The sequence below is a fragment of the Paenibacillus sp. OAS669 genome (genome assembly GCF_014873645.1).
Classification (GTDB): Bacteria; Bacillota; Bacilli; order Paenibacillales; family NBRC-103111; genus Paenibacillus_S; species Paenibacillus_S vulneris.
On record NZ_JADBDR010000026.1, the window covers coordinates 12,800 to 29,748 of the forward strand.

The 16,949-nt window shown below is 48.1% G+C and carries 16 protein-coding genes and 1 other annotated feature; all 16 genes read left to right on the forward strand.

Annotation, left to right across the window (positions count from 1 at the left end; genetic code table 11):
* The first annotated feature begins 170 nt into the window (after positions 1-170).
* On the forward strand, positions 171-833 hold the full coding sequence (gene cysE, locus GGC63_RS32700) for a serine O-acetyltransferase (RefSeq protein WP_079915002.1): 663 nt from the start codon (positions 171-173) through the stop codon (positions 831-833).
* Complete coding sequence (gene cysS, locus GGC63_RS32705; RefSeq protein ID WP_192705829.1) at positions 824-2,221, forward strand: cysteine--tRNA ligase; 1,398 nt, start codon at positions 824-826, stop codon at positions 2,219-2,221. The genes cysE and cysS overlap by 10 nt, the downstream gene beginning before the upstream one ends.
* Positions 2,218-2,655: a Mini-ribonuclease 3 gene (locus GGC63_RS32710; RefSeq protein ID WP_225948665.1), complete on the forward strand. Its 438-nt coding sequence runs from the start codon at positions 2,218-2,220 to the stop codon at positions 2,653-2,655. The genes cysS and GGC63_RS32710 overlap by 4 nt, the downstream gene beginning before the upstream one ends.
* Before the next feature lie 40 nt (positions 2,656-2,695).
* Positions 2,696-3,436: a 23S rRNA (guanosine(2251)-2'-O)-methyltransferase RlmB gene (gene rlmB, locus GGC63_RS32715; protein WP_079914999.1), complete on the forward strand. Its 741-nt coding sequence runs from the start codon at positions 2,696-2,698 to the stop codon at positions 3,434-3,436.
* A 12-nt stretch (positions 3,437-3,448) separates the two neighbouring features.
* Positions 3,449-3,967: an NYN domain-containing protein gene (locus tag GGC63_RS32720; protein WP_079914998.1), complete on the forward strand. Its 519-nt coding sequence runs from the start codon at positions 3,449-3,451 to the stop codon at positions 3,965-3,967.
* A 125-nt stretch (positions 3,968-4,092) separates the two neighbouring features.
* A complete protein-coding gene (gene sigH / locus GGC63_RS32725) occupies positions 4,093-4,737 on the forward strand; it encodes an RNA polymerase sporulation sigma factor SigH (protein WP_028552032.1) in 645 nt (214 codons plus the stop codon).
* A 287-nt stretch (positions 4,738-5,024) separates the two neighbouring features.
* Entirely contained in the window at positions 5,025-5,174 is a 150-nt protein-coding gene (gene rpmG / locus GGC63_RS32730) for a 50S ribosomal protein L33 (RefSeq protein ID WP_079914997.1), read from the forward strand.
* An 18-nt stretch (positions 5,175-5,192) separates the two neighbouring features.
* A complete protein-coding gene (gene secE / locus GGC63_RS32735; RefSeq protein WP_079914996.1) occupies positions 5,193-5,417 on the forward strand; it encodes a preprotein translocase subunit SecE in 225 nt (74 codons plus the stop codon).
* 15 nt (positions 5,418-5,432) lie between these two features.
* On the forward strand, positions 5,433-5,966 hold the full coding sequence (nusG, locus tag GGC63_RS32740) for a transcription termination/antitermination protein NusG (RefSeq protein ID WP_192705830.1): 534 nt from the start codon (positions 5,433-5,435) through the stop codon (positions 5,964-5,966).
* Positions 5,967-6,009: 43 nt separating this feature from the next.
* The gene (gene rplK, locus GGC63_RS32745) at positions 6,010-6,435 is read left to right on the forward strand and encodes a 50S ribosomal protein L11 (RefSeq protein ID WP_079914995.1); all 426 of its coding nucleotides are present in this window, start codon (positions 6,010-6,012) and stop codon (positions 6,433-6,435) included.
* 197 nt (positions 6,436-6,632) lie between these two features.
* Positions 6,633-7,325, forward strand: coding sequence for a 50S ribosomal protein L1 (rplA, locus tag GGC63_RS32750; RefSeq protein ID WP_079914994.1), 693 nt, complete (start codon positions 6,633-6,635; stop codon positions 7,323-7,325).
* A 54-nt stretch (positions 7,326-7,379) separates the two neighbouring features.
* Positions 7,380-7,538 (forward strand) — a sequence feature (ribosomal protein L10 leader region).
* 162 nt (positions 7,539-7,700) lie between these two features.
* Positions 7,701-8,210, forward strand: coding sequence for a 50S ribosomal protein L10 (gene rplJ / locus GGC63_RS32755; RefSeq protein WP_192705831.1), 510 nt, complete (start codon positions 7,701-7,703; stop codon positions 8,208-8,210).
* Between the two features lie 54 nt (positions 8,211-8,264).
* Positions 8,265-8,630 carry a 50S ribosomal protein L7/L12 gene (gene rplL, locus GGC63_RS32760; protein WP_079914992.1) on the forward strand — a complete coding sequence of 122 codons (366 nt, stop codon included), beginning with the start codon at positions 8,265-8,267 and terminating at the stop codon, positions 8,628-8,630.
* A 113-nt stretch (positions 8,631-8,743) separates the two neighbouring features.
* Positions 8,744-9,340: a class I SAM-dependent methyltransferase gene (locus GGC63_RS32765; RefSeq protein ID WP_192705837.1), complete on the forward strand. Its 597-nt coding sequence runs from the start codon at positions 8,744-8,746 to the stop codon at positions 9,338-9,340.
* 327 nt (positions 9,341-9,667) lie between these two features.
* Positions 9,668-13,204 carry a DNA-directed RNA polymerase subunit beta gene (gene rpoB, locus GGC63_RS32770; RefSeq protein ID WP_079914991.1) on the forward strand — a complete coding sequence of 1,179 codons (3,537 nt, stop codon included), beginning with the start codon at positions 9,668-9,670 and terminating at the stop codon, positions 13,202-13,204.
* Between the two features lie 101 nt (positions 13,205-13,305).
* Positions 13,306-16,929, forward strand: a complete 3,624-nt coding sequence (gene rpoC / locus GGC63_RS32775) for a DNA-directed RNA polymerase subunit beta' (protein ID WP_079914990.1) — start codon at positions 13,306-13,308, stop codon at positions 16,927-16,929.
* Positions 16,930-16,949 lie beyond the last annotated feature (20 nt).

Here is a 16,949-nt window from a genome sequence, read left to right on the forward strand (position 1 = left end):
TCATGCCGTCACGTTCACGTTACGAACGCCGAGATGGACGAGAATTGGGTCCGAAGCAGAGTGGAACCGCGCAATTTTTACGCCTCTGCAGCCTTTTACAGGCTGTAGGGGCTTTTTTCATTTCATGGGGTTGCTTGCATCTAGCTTGATGAGGAGAAAGGTGAGTCATCATGTTCAAGTCGATGAAAGAAGATATCGAAACGATTTTTGAGAACGACCCTGCTGCCCGCAGCTGGTTTGAAGTAGCTTTTACCTATTCCGGTCTGCATGCGCTCTGGGCGCATCGTGTGGCCCATTTTCTTTATAAGAGAAAATGGTTTACGACAGCGAGAATCATCTCCCAGTTCAGCCGCTTCATGACAGGGATTGAGATTCATCCGGGAGCTGTCATCGGCCGCCGGTTTTTCATAGACCACGGGATGGGTGTGATTATTGGGGAAACCTGCGAAATCGGCGATGATGTCGTTTTGTACCAAGGCGTCACGCTCGGGGGAACAGGGAAGGAGAAAGGGAAACGCCATCCGACGATCGGCAATAATGTCGTCATCGGCTCCGGCGCCAAGGTGCTTGGTTCCTTCACGGTAGGTGACAACTCCAACGTAGGCTCCAATGCGGTTGTTCTTCGGGAGGTTCCTCCGAATTGTACGGTGGTAGGCAATCCGGGGCGGATTGTGAAGCGGGATGGCGTTCGTGTCGGAAGATTGGACCATAATAATCTGCCTGACCCGGTCGTTGATATGTTCCGTCAAATGCAAGAGCAAATCGATGATTTGAAGCAGCAAGTTCAAGAATTAAAGAACCAGAATGGAGGCGTTAACGAATCATGGCGCTAAAAATTTATAATACACTGACTCGAGCGAAGGAGACGTTCCAACCGCTAGAGCCGGGAAAGATCAAAATGTATGTGTGCGGCCCAACGGTTTACGACTATATCCACATCGGCAATGCCCGTCCTGTCATTTTCTTCGATGTGGTTAGACGTTACCTTGAGTTTATCGGCTATAACGTTACCTACGTTGTAAATTTTACCGATGTGGATGATAAGCTGATCAAACGAGCGGCTCAAATGGAGCTCACCGTTCCGGAAGTAGCGGATATGTTCATCCAGAAGTTTTACGAGGATACGGAAGGGCTGGGCGTCCGGAAAGCGACCTTGAATCCGCGTGTAACGGAAAACATCGATGAAATCATCGCTTTTATCGACGGGCTGGTTGAGAAGGGCTATGCTTATGAGAATGGCGGAGACGTTTATTTCCGTACGACGAAATTCGATGAATACGGTAAGCTGTCCCACCAAAACCTGGAGGAGCTTCAGTTCGGCATTCGTGTTGAGGTGGACGATCGCAAGGAAAATCCGCAGGACTTCGTCTTGTGGAAGGCGGCGAAGCCGGGTGAAATTTCCTGGTCAAGCCCATGGGGTGAAGGAAGACCGGGCTGGCATATTGAATGCTCCACGATGGTGCATAAGTATCTGGGGAATACAATTGATATTCACGGCGGGGGCCAGGATCTTCAATTCCCGCATCATGAGTGCGAGATTGCCCAGTCGGAGTGCTATACCGGCCATACGATGGCCAATTACTGGATGCACAACGGATACATTAACATCAATAATGAAAAAATGTCCAAGTCACTCGGCAACGGCGTGAATGTGAATCAGCTGCTGAAGACGATCAGCCCGCAGGTCATCCGGTATTTCATGCTGTCCGCGCATTATCGCAATCCGCTTAACTTCAGCGATGAGACGATAGAGCAGGCCAAGAACGGATTGGCGCGTATCGACAATTGCATCGCTAACATTAAGCATCGACTTGCCAACGCGGCAGAAGGAGCGGCGTCTGAGGAGGTGGCTCGCTCCGTCGCAGAGGTTTTGAATCAATTCACAGCCAAAATGAACGACGATTTCAACACTCCGGATGCTATCACTTCCGTGTTCGAGCTGGTCAATATCGCGAATCCTTACGTTCAACTGGAGAACGTCACACAAGGAACGCTCAACCTGCTGCTGGAGCATTTTGAAAAGATGGACAGCATCCTGGGCATACTATCCAAAGTGGAAGAAGAGCTGCTGGATGAGGAGATTGAGCAGCTGATCGTGGAACGTACCGAGGCCAGAAAGTCCAAAAACTGGGCGCGTGCGGACGAGATTCGCAATTTGCTGACCGAGCGCGGCATCCTGCTGGAAGATACGGCACAGGGTATCCGTTGGCGGAGAAAATGATGAAAGATCCCATCCCTTTCGATTCCGATCTGTTCTGTTTTCCGCCGGCTAAAGACCCGCAGCAGTTAAACCCTCTCGTGCTTGCATATATTGGAGACGCGGTCTATGAAATGTTCATTCGGCAGTATGTCATCTCAAAAGCGAATCATCGGCCTAACCACCTGCATAAGCAGTCTACCCAATATGTGTCGGCACGGGCGCAAGCCAAGGCTTTGCAGGCATGGCTTCCTTTGCTTACCGAAGAGGAAACGGATGTTGTGAAGCGGGGCCGCAATGCTAAATCCGGAACGTCTGCCAAAAACGCGGACATTCTGGAATATCGCCACAGTACCGCCTTTGAATGCTTGATCGGATATTTGTATTACACGAAACGATTGGAAAGACTTCATTATTTGCTCATGCTGTCCCTGGAACGCGATGAGGGCAAAGTATAGCAGGGCAAAAGCCGATCGTCAAAAGAAGGAGAGACAACGTATGGAGGAATTTATCGCTGGCAAGCATTCCGTGCTGGAGGCGCTTCGCTCCGGAAGAACCATCAACAAGATATGGATTGCCGAAAATGCGCAAAAACAGCTGACCCAGCCTATTATTGCCGAAGCGAAGCAAAACGGGGTCATCGTCCAGACTGCCGATAAGCGCAAGCTGGACCAAATGGTCAACGATGTGCAGCATCAGGGTGTAGTAGCACAAGTGGCCGCCTATGATTATGTGGAAGTGGAGGACATTCTGGCATACGCCCAAAGCCGCAGCGAGGAGCCTTTCATCCTGATTCTCGATGAGATCGAGGACCCCCATAACCTGGGCTCGATTCTGCGTACAGCCGACTGTACCGGAGTACATGGCGTGATTATACCGAAACGCAGATCCGTAGGCCTGACTGCCACAGTATCCAAAACCTCGGCCGGCGCAGTAGAATACGTGCGTGTGGCTAGGGTAACGAATCTGGCCCAGACGATAGAGCAGCTCAAGGAGCGGGGCATCTGGGTGGCCGGTACCGACGTCGCCGCGCAGCAGCCGCTGTACCAAACTAACCTGAACATGCCTCTCGCTCTGGTCATAGGAAACGAGAATAAAGGCATGGGCAGACTCATCAAGGAAAAATGCGACTTCCTGCTGAAGCTTCCGATGTTCGGGCACATCAATTCGTTGAATGCGTCGGTGGCGGCGTCCGTCTTTATGTACGAGGTTGTACGCCAACGTTTAACCGCGAAATAGACGGCTGGAAACATGATCCAGGAAATCCTTATTGTAGATGGATATAACATTATCGGTGCCTGGCCGGAGCTGCAAAAGCTAAAGGATATCAGCCTGGAGGAAGCGCGCGACCGGCTTATTGAGCTGTTGGCGGAATATCAGTCTTTTTCGGGAACCAGGGTGCTGCTTGTGTTTGACGCTTACTTCGTGCCGGGCCTCGGCGGTAAATATTTGCAAAGCAAGCTGTCTGTGTTTTATACCAAGGAAAAAGAAACGGCGGACGAGCTCATCGAGCGGCTCGTAACCGAACATATCGGGCGCCGCAAGCAAATTTATGTGGCGACCTCCGATATGACCGAACAGCACGTGATCTTTGGCAAGGGAGCATTTCGTGTGCCGGCCGGAGAGCTTCTCAACAAGGTTAAGCAGTCCAAACGGGAAATTCAGCACAAGATACAGCATGAACCTACTGGAAAAAGAAACACATTTGACAGTAATTTGAAGGGCGACATGAAGGCTCTGTTCGAAAAATGGCGGAGAGGCCAGTCATAATCGGCTATTTCCGGTCTTTGGGTCTATGGAATTTGGTTGACGATGTTAGATTACATAATGTATACTTATCCTAGCTTTCATGGGAAATAAGGAATCGTAGTCTTGCCAGGCCGGAGGGATTGTCCGTGAGTGTCGACCTCAAAGAACTGAGAATGTACGAATATGACCTCAAGGCAGATGAAGACATTGTCGATGCGGTTCGCGACGGAGACAGCGACGCATTGGAGTACTTGATTAACAAGTACAAGAACTTCGTTCGAGCCAAAGCGCGCTCTTATTTTTTGATAGGAGCGGACAGGGAAGATATCGTACAGGAAGGTATGATAGGTTTATATAAATCGATCCGGGACTTTCGAGGGGATAAACTCGCCTCCTTTAAGGCTTTTGCGGAGTTATGTATCACCCGGCAGATCATCACGGCTATTAAGACCGCTACACGCCAGAAGCATATTCCTCTTAATTCTTACGTATCGCTGGACAAGCCCATTTATGATGAAGACTCTGACCGAACCTTGCTTGATGTGATCTGCGGTACCCGCGTGACGGATCCGGAAGAATTGATCATCAATCAAGAAGAGTTCAGCGGTCTGGAAGACAAGATGGGAGAGATTCTGAGCGATCTTGAACGCAGAGTGCTGATGCTTTATTTGGATGGCCGTTCCTATCAGGAAATAGCGGTAGATTTGGACCGTCATGTGAAGTCGATTGATAATGCTTTGCAGCGCGTTAAGAGAAAGTTGGAACGATATTTGGAAGTTAGAGACGCATAGAAGGCACCCCATGGCATAGGCAGGGTGCTTTATTTTTTTTTTATCCGGAAAGCTCTGGCCCGGTAATGATAGCATTCCTTTTCGATACAGGTTTACAGAATCGTACCTTGGTCCATACTGGTACTTATAGGCGAAGGCGAATGGAGCGGTATGGTAGTAATAGGTTTCCCTTGACACCTAAATGGCGCTGTGCTAAAGTACATAGGTAGCCTTAAAACTGTAAGGCGTTTTTTTGCTGAACCTTTAAGGTTTAAAAAATTGAGGCTGGTCCGTAGGAGGTGTACATCATGCGGGTTATTATCACGTTAGCGTGCACGAACTGCAAGCAAAGAAACTATACGTCCAATAAAAATAAGCGCAACCATCCAGACCGCATGGAGTTGAAGAAGTTTTGCAAGTTTTGCAATGAACATACCGCTCATCGCGAAACTAGGTAGTTTCTTGGAGGTGTAGTTGTGTCCTTTTTGGCTAGAATGAGGCAAGGATTCGGCAACACGTTTTCTTTTTTTGTGGACAGCTGGTCCGAATTGAAAAAGGTGAAGTGGCCAAGTCGTAAGGAATTGACCAGCTACACGCTTGTCGTTCTGTTTACGGTTGTCTTCACGACCATTTACTTCTACGTACTTGATTTGGGCATTTCTGAGCTGCTTCGTCTTGTTTTTAATAAAACGGGAGCATAGGTGGCTAATATGGAAATGGAAAAAAGATGGTACGTCGTACATACCTATTCCGGGTATGAGAATAAGGTCAAGGCAAACTTGGAGAAGCGCGTTGAATCAATGGATATGAAGGACAAGATCTTTCGTGTTCTGGTTCCGATGGAAGAAGAGCTTGTGAATAAAGACGGCAAGAAGAAGACGGTTATGCGTAAGGTGTACCCGGGTTATGTTTTGGTCGAAATGATTCAAACCGATGACTCGTGGTATGTTGTGCGTAATACGCCGGGAGTAACCGGTTTTGTCGGTTCGACAGGATCGGGTTCGAAGCCAACGGCATTGCTTCCTGAAGAAGTGGATGCTATTCTCAAGCATATGGGCATCGAAGAGCCGAAGCCGAAGATTGACTTCGAACTGAAAGAAACCGTTCGTGTGAAAGTGGGACCTTTTGCGAATTTTGTCGGGTCTGTAGAAGAAATTCTTATCGACAAGGCAAAGCTGAAGGTACATGTAAACATGTTCGGGCGGGAAACGCCTGTGGAGCTTGATTACCACCAGGTAGAAAAGCTCTAGGTCGTAGAGGTCCGCCACACTACGTACAAGGGGGTGTCACACAATGGCAAAAAAGGTTATCAAGATTGTTAAGCTTCAAGTTCCTGCTGGTAAAGCGAATCCGGCTCCGCCAATCGGTCCGGCTTTGGGTCAAGCAGGTGTTAACATCATGGCTTTTTGTAAAGAGTTCAACGCTCGTACTGCAGACCAAGCTGGTTTGATCATTCCGGTTGAAATCACAGTATTCGAGGACCGTTCCTTTACGTTTATTTGCAAAACTCCACCGGCTGCTGTATTGCTGCGTGTTGCTGCAAAAATCGAAAAAGGTTCCGGCGAGCCTAACAAAAAGAAAGTTGCTACAGTGAAACGTGCAACTGTCCGTGAAATCGCTGAACAAAAAATGCCCGATCTTAACGCTGCATCCGTTGAGGCTGCAATGCGCATGGTCGAAGGTACTGCTCGCAGTATGGGTGTTGTTATCGAGGACTAATTCCTGTTTCCAGGAAAAACGAGTGCCAGCCGGCATAGCTTTGGCTATGTAATGGTTGCACAACGAGTGACAATCGACATGATTTATATCATGTAACGATTGCACTATCAGTGACAACTGACATCATAGATATGATGTAACAGTTGCACTATCAGTGGGAGGATATTCCGCTAATACCACAGAGGAGGACAAACAAAGTGCCTAAACACGGTAAAAAGTATTTAGAAGCTGCTAAGCTTATTGATGCTGACGCGGTTTTCGAACCGTTGGAAGCTATTGAGCTTGTAAAAAAAGCGGCGACTGCTAAGTTTGACGAAACCGTTGAAGTTGCAGTGCGTTTGGGTGTAGACCCGCGTAAACAAGACCAAGCTGTTCGTGGCGTAGTTGTATTGCCGCACGGCACTGGTAAAACGAAACGTGTTCTTGTATTTGCTAAAGGCGAAAAAGCAAAAGAAGCGGAAGCTGCTGGCGCTGACTTCGTTGGCGATCAAGACATGATTAACAAGATCCAACAAGGTTGGTTCGACTTTGATGTGTGCGTAGCGACCCCTGACATGATGAGTGAAGTGGGTAAGCTGGGACGTATCTTGGGTGGTAAAGGTTTGATGCCTAACCCTAAAGCCGGTACAGTTACGTTTGACGTAGCTAAAGCGGTTCAGGAGATCAAGGCTGGTAAAATCGAATACCGCTTGGATAAAGCTGGTCAAATCCATGCTCCTATCGGTAAAGTATCCTTCGATGCTGAGAAGCTGGCTGACAACTTCCGTGCATTGGTTGATGCTTTGAACAGAGCGAAGCCTGCGGCTGCTAAAGGTGTATACCTGAAAAACATCGCTGTTTCCTCGACTATGGGACCTAGCGCGCGTGTAAACGTACAAACCTTTAGATAAGGATAAGCTTGGCAGTTGACTTTTTAAGTCGCACATGCTAACCTATCTAAGTTGATAATCGAATATGACTTACCGTAGACAGCAGGTGCTGGTGAACAGCTTAATTTCCTGCCGAGGTGTTATGATATAGAATCGGTTTTCTTTGCTTCAACACAAAGAAACGTGAATCATCATGCCTTCGCATTGTCTGCGAAGGCATTTTTGCTTTAAGCGGAATCCTTCGCAGACATGACCGATAGAACGTATGGAACGGTAACTAGCGGAATGTTTACGAGTTAAGTTGATACGGTAACTGACGAGTCCGTTTTCTTCTTTGAAAACTTACTTTTTGATGACGGAGACCGTTTTCTCACGAAAACTTTAGGAGGTGCAAAAATGGCAAACGCGAAAATTCTTGAGCAAAAATCTCAGCAGGTTGCGGAAGTAACCGAGAAGCTGAAAGGCAGCTCTTGCACGATCGTTGCTGACTACCGCGGTTTGAACGTGGCTCAAGTTACTGAGCTTCGTAAGCAGCTGCGCGAAGCAGGCATTGAATTCCAAGTATTGAAAAACACTTTGGCTAGACGTGCTACCGCGAGTGCTGAACTGAGCGAGTTGAATGAGTACCTTACAGGTCCTACAGCCATCGCTTTCAGTAAAGACGATATCGTTGCTCCTGCAAAAATCTTGACGGCTTTTGCAAAGAAAAACGAGCATCTGAACGTTAAAGCAGGTGTAGTAGAAGGTAAAGTTGTTGATGTAAACCAAATCAAGGCACTGGCCGAGCTTCCTTCCAGAGAAGGCTTGCTGTCCATGTTGCTCAGCGTGCTCCAAGCTCCTGTTCGCAACTTCGCCCTTGCGGTTAAAGCTGTGGCAGAAAAAGACGGCGGCGCGCAAGAAGCTTAAGCTTCTTTCAATTTTAATCTCGTAAAACAATAAATTATTGGAGGTATATATACCATGAGTAAAGAGCAAATCTTGGAAGCCATTAAAGGCATGACAGTTTTGGAATTGAACGATCTTGTTAAAGCAATCGAAGAAGAATTCGGCGTAACTGCTGCAGCTCCAGTAGCTGTTGTAGCTGGCGGCGGCGCTGCTGCTGAAGCTGCTGAGCAAACAGAATTCGACGTAATTCTGGCTAACGCTGGCGCTTCCAAAATCAACGTTATCAAAGTTGTTCGTGAGATCACTGGTCTTGGTTTGAAAGAAGCTAAAGACTTGGTTGACGGCGCTCCAAAACCAATCAAAGAAAAAGTGGGCAAAGAAGAAGCTGATGCTATCAAAGCTAAACTTGAAGAAGCTGGCGCATCTGTAGAAGTAAAATAGTTTCTGTTTCCATTAAACCCCTTGGAGCTTGTTACTTCAGGGGGTTTTCTCTATCTTCATCGGGGTGGCCACAGCACGGACGATAGATAAGAACGTCTAGGGAGGTGAGGGAAATCAACGACCATTATTATTCACAAAAGCCGACTGCGGCACATGACGTACACACAGTGGAAGAGACACTGAGAGGACACAAGTTTACCTTTAGTACCGATGCCGGAGTCTTTTCCAAAAAGGGGGTCGATTATGGGTCCAAGGTGTTAATAGCTGCAATGCAGCTGCCTGAAGATGCTCAGGTGCTTGACGTGGGCTGCGGATACGGACCGATCGGGCTTGCCGCTGCGATGTGTGTGCCTCGAGGGAAGGTAACTCTTGTAGATATTAACGAAAGAGCAGTAGAGCTGGCTCGTTCCAACGCCCAGCGCAACCACATCACCAATGTGGAAATTTTGCAAAGCGATAAGCTGGCAGAAGTGCTCGACCGCAAATATGATGTTGTTCTGACGAACCCTCCTATTCGGGCGGGGAAAGAGACGGTACATCAAATTTTTGAGCAGGCATATGAGGTTCTGAATCCTGGCGGTGCATTGTGGGTCGTCATTCAGAAGAAGCAGGGAGCCCCTTCAGCCTTCGCCAAGCTGGAGAGTCTATTTTCGAAAGTAGCGGAAGTGGACAAGGATAAGGGCTATCGGATCTATAAAGCGGTGAAATAAGTGGGCTGTATGACAATTATGTTGACTTGACATTTTGTATGTGGTATTATTATAAAATGTCAGCATTAAGATTGGGTTATATGTCTTTAGTATGCTAAAATGTCAAGACATTTTTTCGTACCCGGGTGAATAAAGTTTAAGCATTCGACGTATAATGTTTAAATTTTAGGTAAAACCTACAAGGTATGGAGAAAATTATGGTAACATGAAAGTTGATGCATTTAGAAGCTTCCAAAAGAAGTATCACTTCAACAGTATTTACTCGAGAAGGCTTCAGGAGAGGCTTTTATTTTGTTCTATTGAGTAGACATGAGGGGTGAATCAAAGTTGGCGGGTCATCTTGTTCAATTAGGTCGACGCAAACGCAGGTCATACGCTCGGATTCATGAAGTTCTGGACGTTCCAAACTTGATTGAAATCCAACAAAAATCATACGAGTGGTTTTTGGAAGAAGGATTGCGTGAAATGTTTCAGGATATTTCCCCGATACAGGATTTTACGGGGAATTTGGTATTGGAGTTTATCGATTACAGCTTAGGAGAGCCTAAGTATTCGGTTGACGAGTCCAAAGAACGTGATGTTACTTACGCAGCTCCGCTTCGTGTGAAAGTGCGCTTGATCAATAAGGAAACTGGTGAAGTCAAAGAACAAGAAGTATTTATGGGAGATTTCCCTTTGATGACGGAAACAGGGACTTTTATTATCAATGGTGCCGAACGGGTTATCGTCAGTCAGCTGGTTCGTTCTCCTAGCGTCTATTTTAGCACGAAAGTGGACAAAAACGGCAAGAAAACATATACGGCTACCGTTATTCCTAACCGCGGCGCATGGCTGGAGTTAGAGACGGATGCCAAAGATATCATTTATGTTCGTATTGACCGTACTAGGAAGATTCCGGTTACTGTTCTGCTGAGAGCTCTTGGCTTTGGTACGGACGCGGAAATCTTGGACCTGCTCGGTGACGATGAGTATATCCGGAATACGCTGGATAAGGATAATACCGATTCTACAGATAAAGCGTTAATTGAAATCTATGAACGTCTGCGTCCGGGCGAGCCGCCTACGCTGGATAATGCGAGAAGCTTGCTGGTAGCTCGTTTCTTCGATCCGAAGCGCTACGATTTGGCTAATGTCGGTCGCTATAAAATCAATAAAAAGCTTCACATCAAGAATAGATTGTTCAATCAGAGATTGGCTGAAACCTTGGTGGATTCCGAAACCGGTGAAATCATTGCAGAAGCAGGTCAATTGCTGGACCGTCGTCTTCTTGACGAGATTCTCCCTTATTTGGAGAATAACGTTGGATTCAAAGAGTATACGGCAGTTAACGGTGTAACGGAGATGGAGCGTATTCCTTTCCAATGCATCAATGTGTACTCTCCTATCGAAGACGGCAAGATCGTAAAAGTCATTGCCAACGGCAAGATCGATAAGTCGGTCAAAAACATTACGCCTGCAGATATCATTTCATCCATTAACTACTTCATCAATCTTCTGCATGGCATTGGCAGCACCGATGACATCGACCACCTGGGCAACAGACGTTTGCGTTCCGTCGGCGAATTGCTGCAGAACCAATTCCGTATCGGTTTGTCCCGTATGGAGCGTGTAGTTCGTGAGCGTATGTCCATTCAAGACGCTAACGTGATAACGCCGCAGGCTCTGATCAACATCAGACCGGTTATCGCTTCGATTAAAGAGTTTTTCGGAAGCTCCCAGCTGTCTCAGTTTATGGACCAAACGAACCCGTTGGCTGAGCTGACGCACAAGCGTCGTTTGTCCGCATTGGGTCCCGGCGGTTTGACGAGAGAGCGCGCTGGCTTTGAAGTCCGCGACGTTCACCACTCTCACTATGGCCGTATGTGTCCTATCGAGACTCCGGAGGGTCCGAACATCGGGTTGATCAACTCCTTGTCCACTTTTGCGAGAATCAATGAGTATGGCTTCATTGAAGCACCATACCGTTGGGTAGATCCGAAGACGGGAGTCGTCACGGAGCAAATCGCTTATTTGACGGCGGACGAGGAAGATAACTACGTTGTTGCCCAGGCGAATGCCGAGCTTACCGAAGAAGGTCTGTTTGCGAATGATTCTGTAATCGTTCGTTACAAGGATGATATTTTGACGCTGCCTAAAGCACGCGTTGACTATATGGACGTTTCTCCGAAACAGGTTGTGTCTGTCGCTACGGCTCTGATTCCGTTTCTGGAAAACGACGACTCCAACCGCGCCCTCATGGGTTCGAACATGCAGCGGCAAGCAGTGCCTTTGCTTATCCCTAAAGCGCCTCTCGTAGGTACGGGAATGGAGCATAAAGCGGCAAAGGATTCCGGCGTATGTATCGTATCCAAAGTAGACGGTGTTGTTGAGCGTGTAACGGCTAACGAGATTTGGGTCCGCCGTCAGCAGATGGTAGATGGCAAGCTCGTAAACGGAGATTTGATCAAGCATAAGCTTCATAAGTTTATGCGTTCCAACCAAGGTACTTGCATCAACCAGCGTCCGATTTGCCATAAAGGCGAGAAGGTTCGTGTCGGAGATATTTTGGCTGACGGACCATCTACGGAAATGGGCGAATTGGCATTGGGCCGCAACGTGGTCGTAGCGTTCATGACTTGGGAAGGCTACAACTACGAGGATGCTATCTTGCTTAGCCAAAAGCTAGTTAAAGAGGATGTGTACACATCCATTCATATTGAGGAATACGAATCCGAAGCGAGAGATACGAAGCTTGGACCGGAGGAAATTACGCGCGATATTCCAAACGTAGGTGAGGATGCGCTGAAGAATCTGGATGAGCGCGGTATTATTCGTGTCGGTGCCGAAATCGGCGCAGGTGATATTCTTGTTGGTAAAGTAACACCTAAAGGGGTTACGGAACTAACGGCGGAAGAGCGCTTGCTGCATGCAATTTTCGGTGAAAAAGCCCGTGAAGTTCGTGATACGTCCCTTCGTGTGCCGCACGGAACCGACGGTATCGTCGTTGACGTGAAAGTATTTACCCGTGAGAACGGCGATGAATTGCCTCCGGGCGTAAATCAGCTGGTTCGTGTCTATATCGCTCAAAAGCGGAAAATCTCCGAAGGCGATAAAATGGCCGGACGTCACGGTAACAAAGGGGTTATCGCGCGCATTCTGCCGGAAGAGGACATGCCGTTCTTGCCGGACGGAACTCCTGTTCAAGTCGTCTTGAACCCTCTGGGCGTTCCTTCGCGGATGAACATCGGTCAGGCGTTCGAGGTTCACTTGGGTATGGCTGCCAACTTGCTTGGTATTCATACAGCTACACCGGTATTCGACGGTGCTCGTGAATATGACGTATTCGATACGATGGAAGAAGCAGGTATGAACCGCAGCGGTAAAACAAAACTGTATGATGGTCGTACGGGTGAAGAGTTCGAACGCGAAGTTACCGTTGGGATCATGTACATGATTAAACTGGCGCATATGGTTGACGATAAAATCCATGCCCGATCTACTGGTCCTTACTCTCTTGTCACGCAGCAGCCATTGGGAGGTAAAGCTCAATTCGGCGGACAGCGTTTCGGGGAGATGGAGGTTTGGGCGTTGGAAGCTTATGGTGCCGCTTATACACTGCAAGAAATTTTGACCGTGAAATCCGATGACGTTGTCGGTCGTGTCAAAACATATGAATCGATTGTAAAAGGTGAAAACGTTCCTGAGCCTGGTGTTCCGGAATCCTTTAAAGTATTGATCAAAGAGCTTCAGAGCTTGGGTATGGACGTTAAGATCCTCTCTGGAGACGAGCAAGAAATCGAAATGAAGGAAATGGACGACGAAGACGAGGTAACTAGCGATAAGCTGAACCTTAATCTCGAAGGCGCGGAGTTAGGTGTAGAATAACGCAATGTTCGTGAGACCGTCAGGCTCTACAGAGGCAGCCTTAATAAGGCTTATGCTTACAATGCAGTTTTGTTCCACAAAACTTTAAGGAGGGTTGCTCCTTGATGGACGTTAACAACTTCGAATTCATGAAAATAGGCTTGGCCTCTCCTGAAAAGATTCGTTCATGGTCCCGTGGGGAAGTCAAAAAGCCGGAAACAATTAACTACAGAACGTTGAAGCCTGAGAAGGAAGGCTTGTTCTGTGAAAAAATATTTGGCCCTACAAAGGACTGGGAATGTCACTGCGGCAAATACAAACGCGTTCGTTATAAAGGCGTAGTTTGTGATCGCTGCGGCGTGGAAGTTACCCGTCAAAAGGTCCGTCGCGAACGGATGGGTCACATTGAGCTGGCGGCGCCGGTATCCCATATCTGGTATTTCAAAGGGATTCCGAGCCGCATGGGCTTGGCTTTGGATATGTCTCCTCGTTCGCTTGAAGAGATTATCTATTTCGCATCTTATGTAGTAACCGATCCAGGAGATACACCGCTTGAGAAAAAGCAGCTGCTGTCCGAGAAAGAATACCGCAGCTACCGTGAGAAATACGGGTATGCTTTCCAAGCTGGAATGGGTGCAGAAGCGGTCAAAAAGCTTCTTCAGGATATCGACATCGATAAAGAGGTTGAACAGCTGAAAGAAGAACTTAAGACCGCGCAAGGGCAGCGTCGTAATCGTGCCATTAAGCGTCTTGAAGTTATGGAAGCATTCCGCAATTCGAAAAATATGCCGGAGTGGATGGTTCTGGATGTACTTCCGGTCATCCCGCCAGAGCTTCGCCCGATGGTTCAATTGGATGGCGGACGTTTTGCCACTTCCGACTTGAACGATTTGTACCGCCGTGTTATTAACCGGAACAACCGTTTGAAGCGTTTGTTGGATCTCGGCGCACCGGACATCATTGTTCAGAACGAGAAGCGCATGCTGCAGGAAGCTGTCGATGCGTTGATCGACAACGGCCGCCGTGGCCGTCCTGTAACTGGTCCTGGTAACCGTCCGTTGAAATCCTTGAGCCACATGCTCAAAGGTAAGCAAGGGCGTTTCCGTCAAAACTTGCTCGGTAAACGGGTTGACTATTCCGGTCGTTCCGTTATCGTAGTAGGACCAAGCTTGAAAATGTACCAATGCGGTCTTCCTAAGGAAATGGCATTGGAACTGTTTAAGCCTTTCGTTATGAAAGAGCTTGTGAACAAAGGTCTTGCCCACAATATCAAAAGCGCAAAACGTAAAGTTGAGCGTGTAAGCCCTGAGGTGTGGGATGTTCTCGAAGAAGTAATCAAGGAGCATCCAGTTCTTCTGAACCGTGCCCCTACGCTGCACAGACTAGGTATTCAAGCGTTCGAACCGATCCTGGTAGAAGGCCGCGCCATCAAGCTGCATCCGCTCGTATGTACGGCGTATAATGCGGACTTCGACGGTGACCAGATGGCCGTTCACGTACCGTTGTCCTCTGAGGCACAAGCAGAAGCACGAGTGCTCATGCTTGCATCGGGTAACATCTTGAACCCGAAAGACGGTAAGCCGGTTGTTACACCTTCGCAGGATATGGTCTTGGGCAGCTTCTATCTGACCACGGATAACAAGTTTGCTAAAGGCGCTTTGACTATCGTTCGTTCTGTGCACGAAGCGGTTTCCTTATACCAACGCGGAGCTGCTGCACTGCACGCGCGTATTGCGATCCCGGCGAAAGTGCTCAATAAAACGAGCTTTACGCCTGAGCAGCAGGAAGCTATGCTCATTACGACGATCGGTAAAGTCATTTTCAACGAAATTTACCCTTCCGATTTCCCGTATATCAACGAGCCGACTAAGACTAACCTGTTGAACGGTGCGTCGGACCGCTATTTCGTATTTGAAAAGGGCGCGAACATCCGTAAGATCATGGAAGAGCTGCCTGAGTGTAAAGCCATCGGCAAAGAGTACTTAGGCTCCATTATTGCCGAATGCTTCCGCAAATATCATACGACTCAAACGTCGGTTATTTTGGACCGCATCAAGGAGCTGGGCTTTACCTACTCGACCAAAGCGGGGATTACGATCGCTGTATCCGACGTAACGGTTCCACCTGAGAAGGATGCGCTTCTGAAAGAGTCGGAAGATAAAGTTAATGTGGTAACGAACCAATATCGCCGTGGTCTGATTACGGACGACGAACGGTATGACCGCGTTATTGCGATCTGGAGTAAAACGAAGGATGAAATCACGGATATCCTGATGAAGTCCCTTGATAAATATAATTCCATCAACATGATGGTGGAATCCAAAGCACGGGGTAACAAATCGCAGATTACACAGCTGGGCGGTATGCGCGGTCTGATGGCGACGCCAACCGGACGTATCTATGAGTTGCCAATCAAATCGAACTTCCGTGAAGGTTTGACGGTCTTGGAGTATTTTATTTCCACGCACGGTGCTCGTAAAGGTCTGGCGGATACGGCGCTTCGTACAGCGGACTCCGGTTACTTGACTCGTCGTCTCGTCGACGTTGCGCAAGACGTTATCGTTCGTGACGAAGATTGCGGTACCGATAAAGGCTTTATGGTTAGCCGTATTCAAGACGGTAAAGAGGTCATCGAAGATCTGTACGATCGTATCGAAGGCCGCTACGCGTTCGAAACGATTCGCGATCCGCAAACCGGCGAGGTTATTATCGGCCGCAATGAATTGATCGAAGCAAATATCGCTGACAGAATCATTGAAGCTGGTATCGAAAAACTGCAAATCCGTTCCGTACTCAGCTGCCGCTCCAGACACGGCGTCTGCAAAAAATGCTACGGCCGTAACCTGGCGACAGGCAATCACGTGGAAATCGGGGAAGCTGTCGGTATTATCGCCGCTCAGTCCATCGGTGAACCGGGAACTCAGTTGACGATGCGTACGTTCCATACAGGGGGCGTTGCGGGAGACGATATCACGCAAGGTTTGCCGCGTATCCAGGAGCTGTTCGAGGCTAGAAATCCGAAAGGTCAAGCGATCATCACGGAAATTGATGGTACTATTAAAGATATCCGTGAAGCGAAAGACCGTCGTGAAATCGAAGTCCATGGCGAAGCTGAATCCAAAACGTATGCAGTACCTTACGGATCCCGTATCCGTGTATCGGTGAACCAGCACGTTGAAGCCGGTGACGAGCTGACGGAAGGCTCCATCGACCCTAAAGAAATGCTGCGTATCAAGGGTATCCGCGGCGTGCAGAACTATATCCTTCAAGAGGTTCAACGCGTTTACCGTAACCAGGGCGTTGAAATCAACGATAAGCATATCGAAGTTATGGTTCGCCAGATGCTTCGCAAAATCCGTATCGTTGACGCTGGAGATACAACTCTGCTGCCAGGCTCGTTCGTTGACATTCATGAATACGAGGAAGCGAACAAAGTTGCTCTGTTCGCAGACCTAGAACCAGCCGTTGCAAGGCCGGTGCTGTTAGGTATTACCAAAGCATCCCTTGAGACGGATTCGTTCCTGTCCGCGGCATCCTTCCAGGAAACGACACGCGTATTGACTGACGCCGCTATCAAAGGCAAGGTCGACCAGCTGCTCGGCTTGAAGGAAAATGTTATCATCGGTAAGCTCATTCCTGCGGGAACAGGGATGCCGAGATACCGCAATATCCGTATTACGAACCCGAATGAACCGGAAACCGATGAGAATCTGTCCGTAGAGATGGAAACTGTTACGGTAGAATAATAGCAAGAAGCCTACTAGAC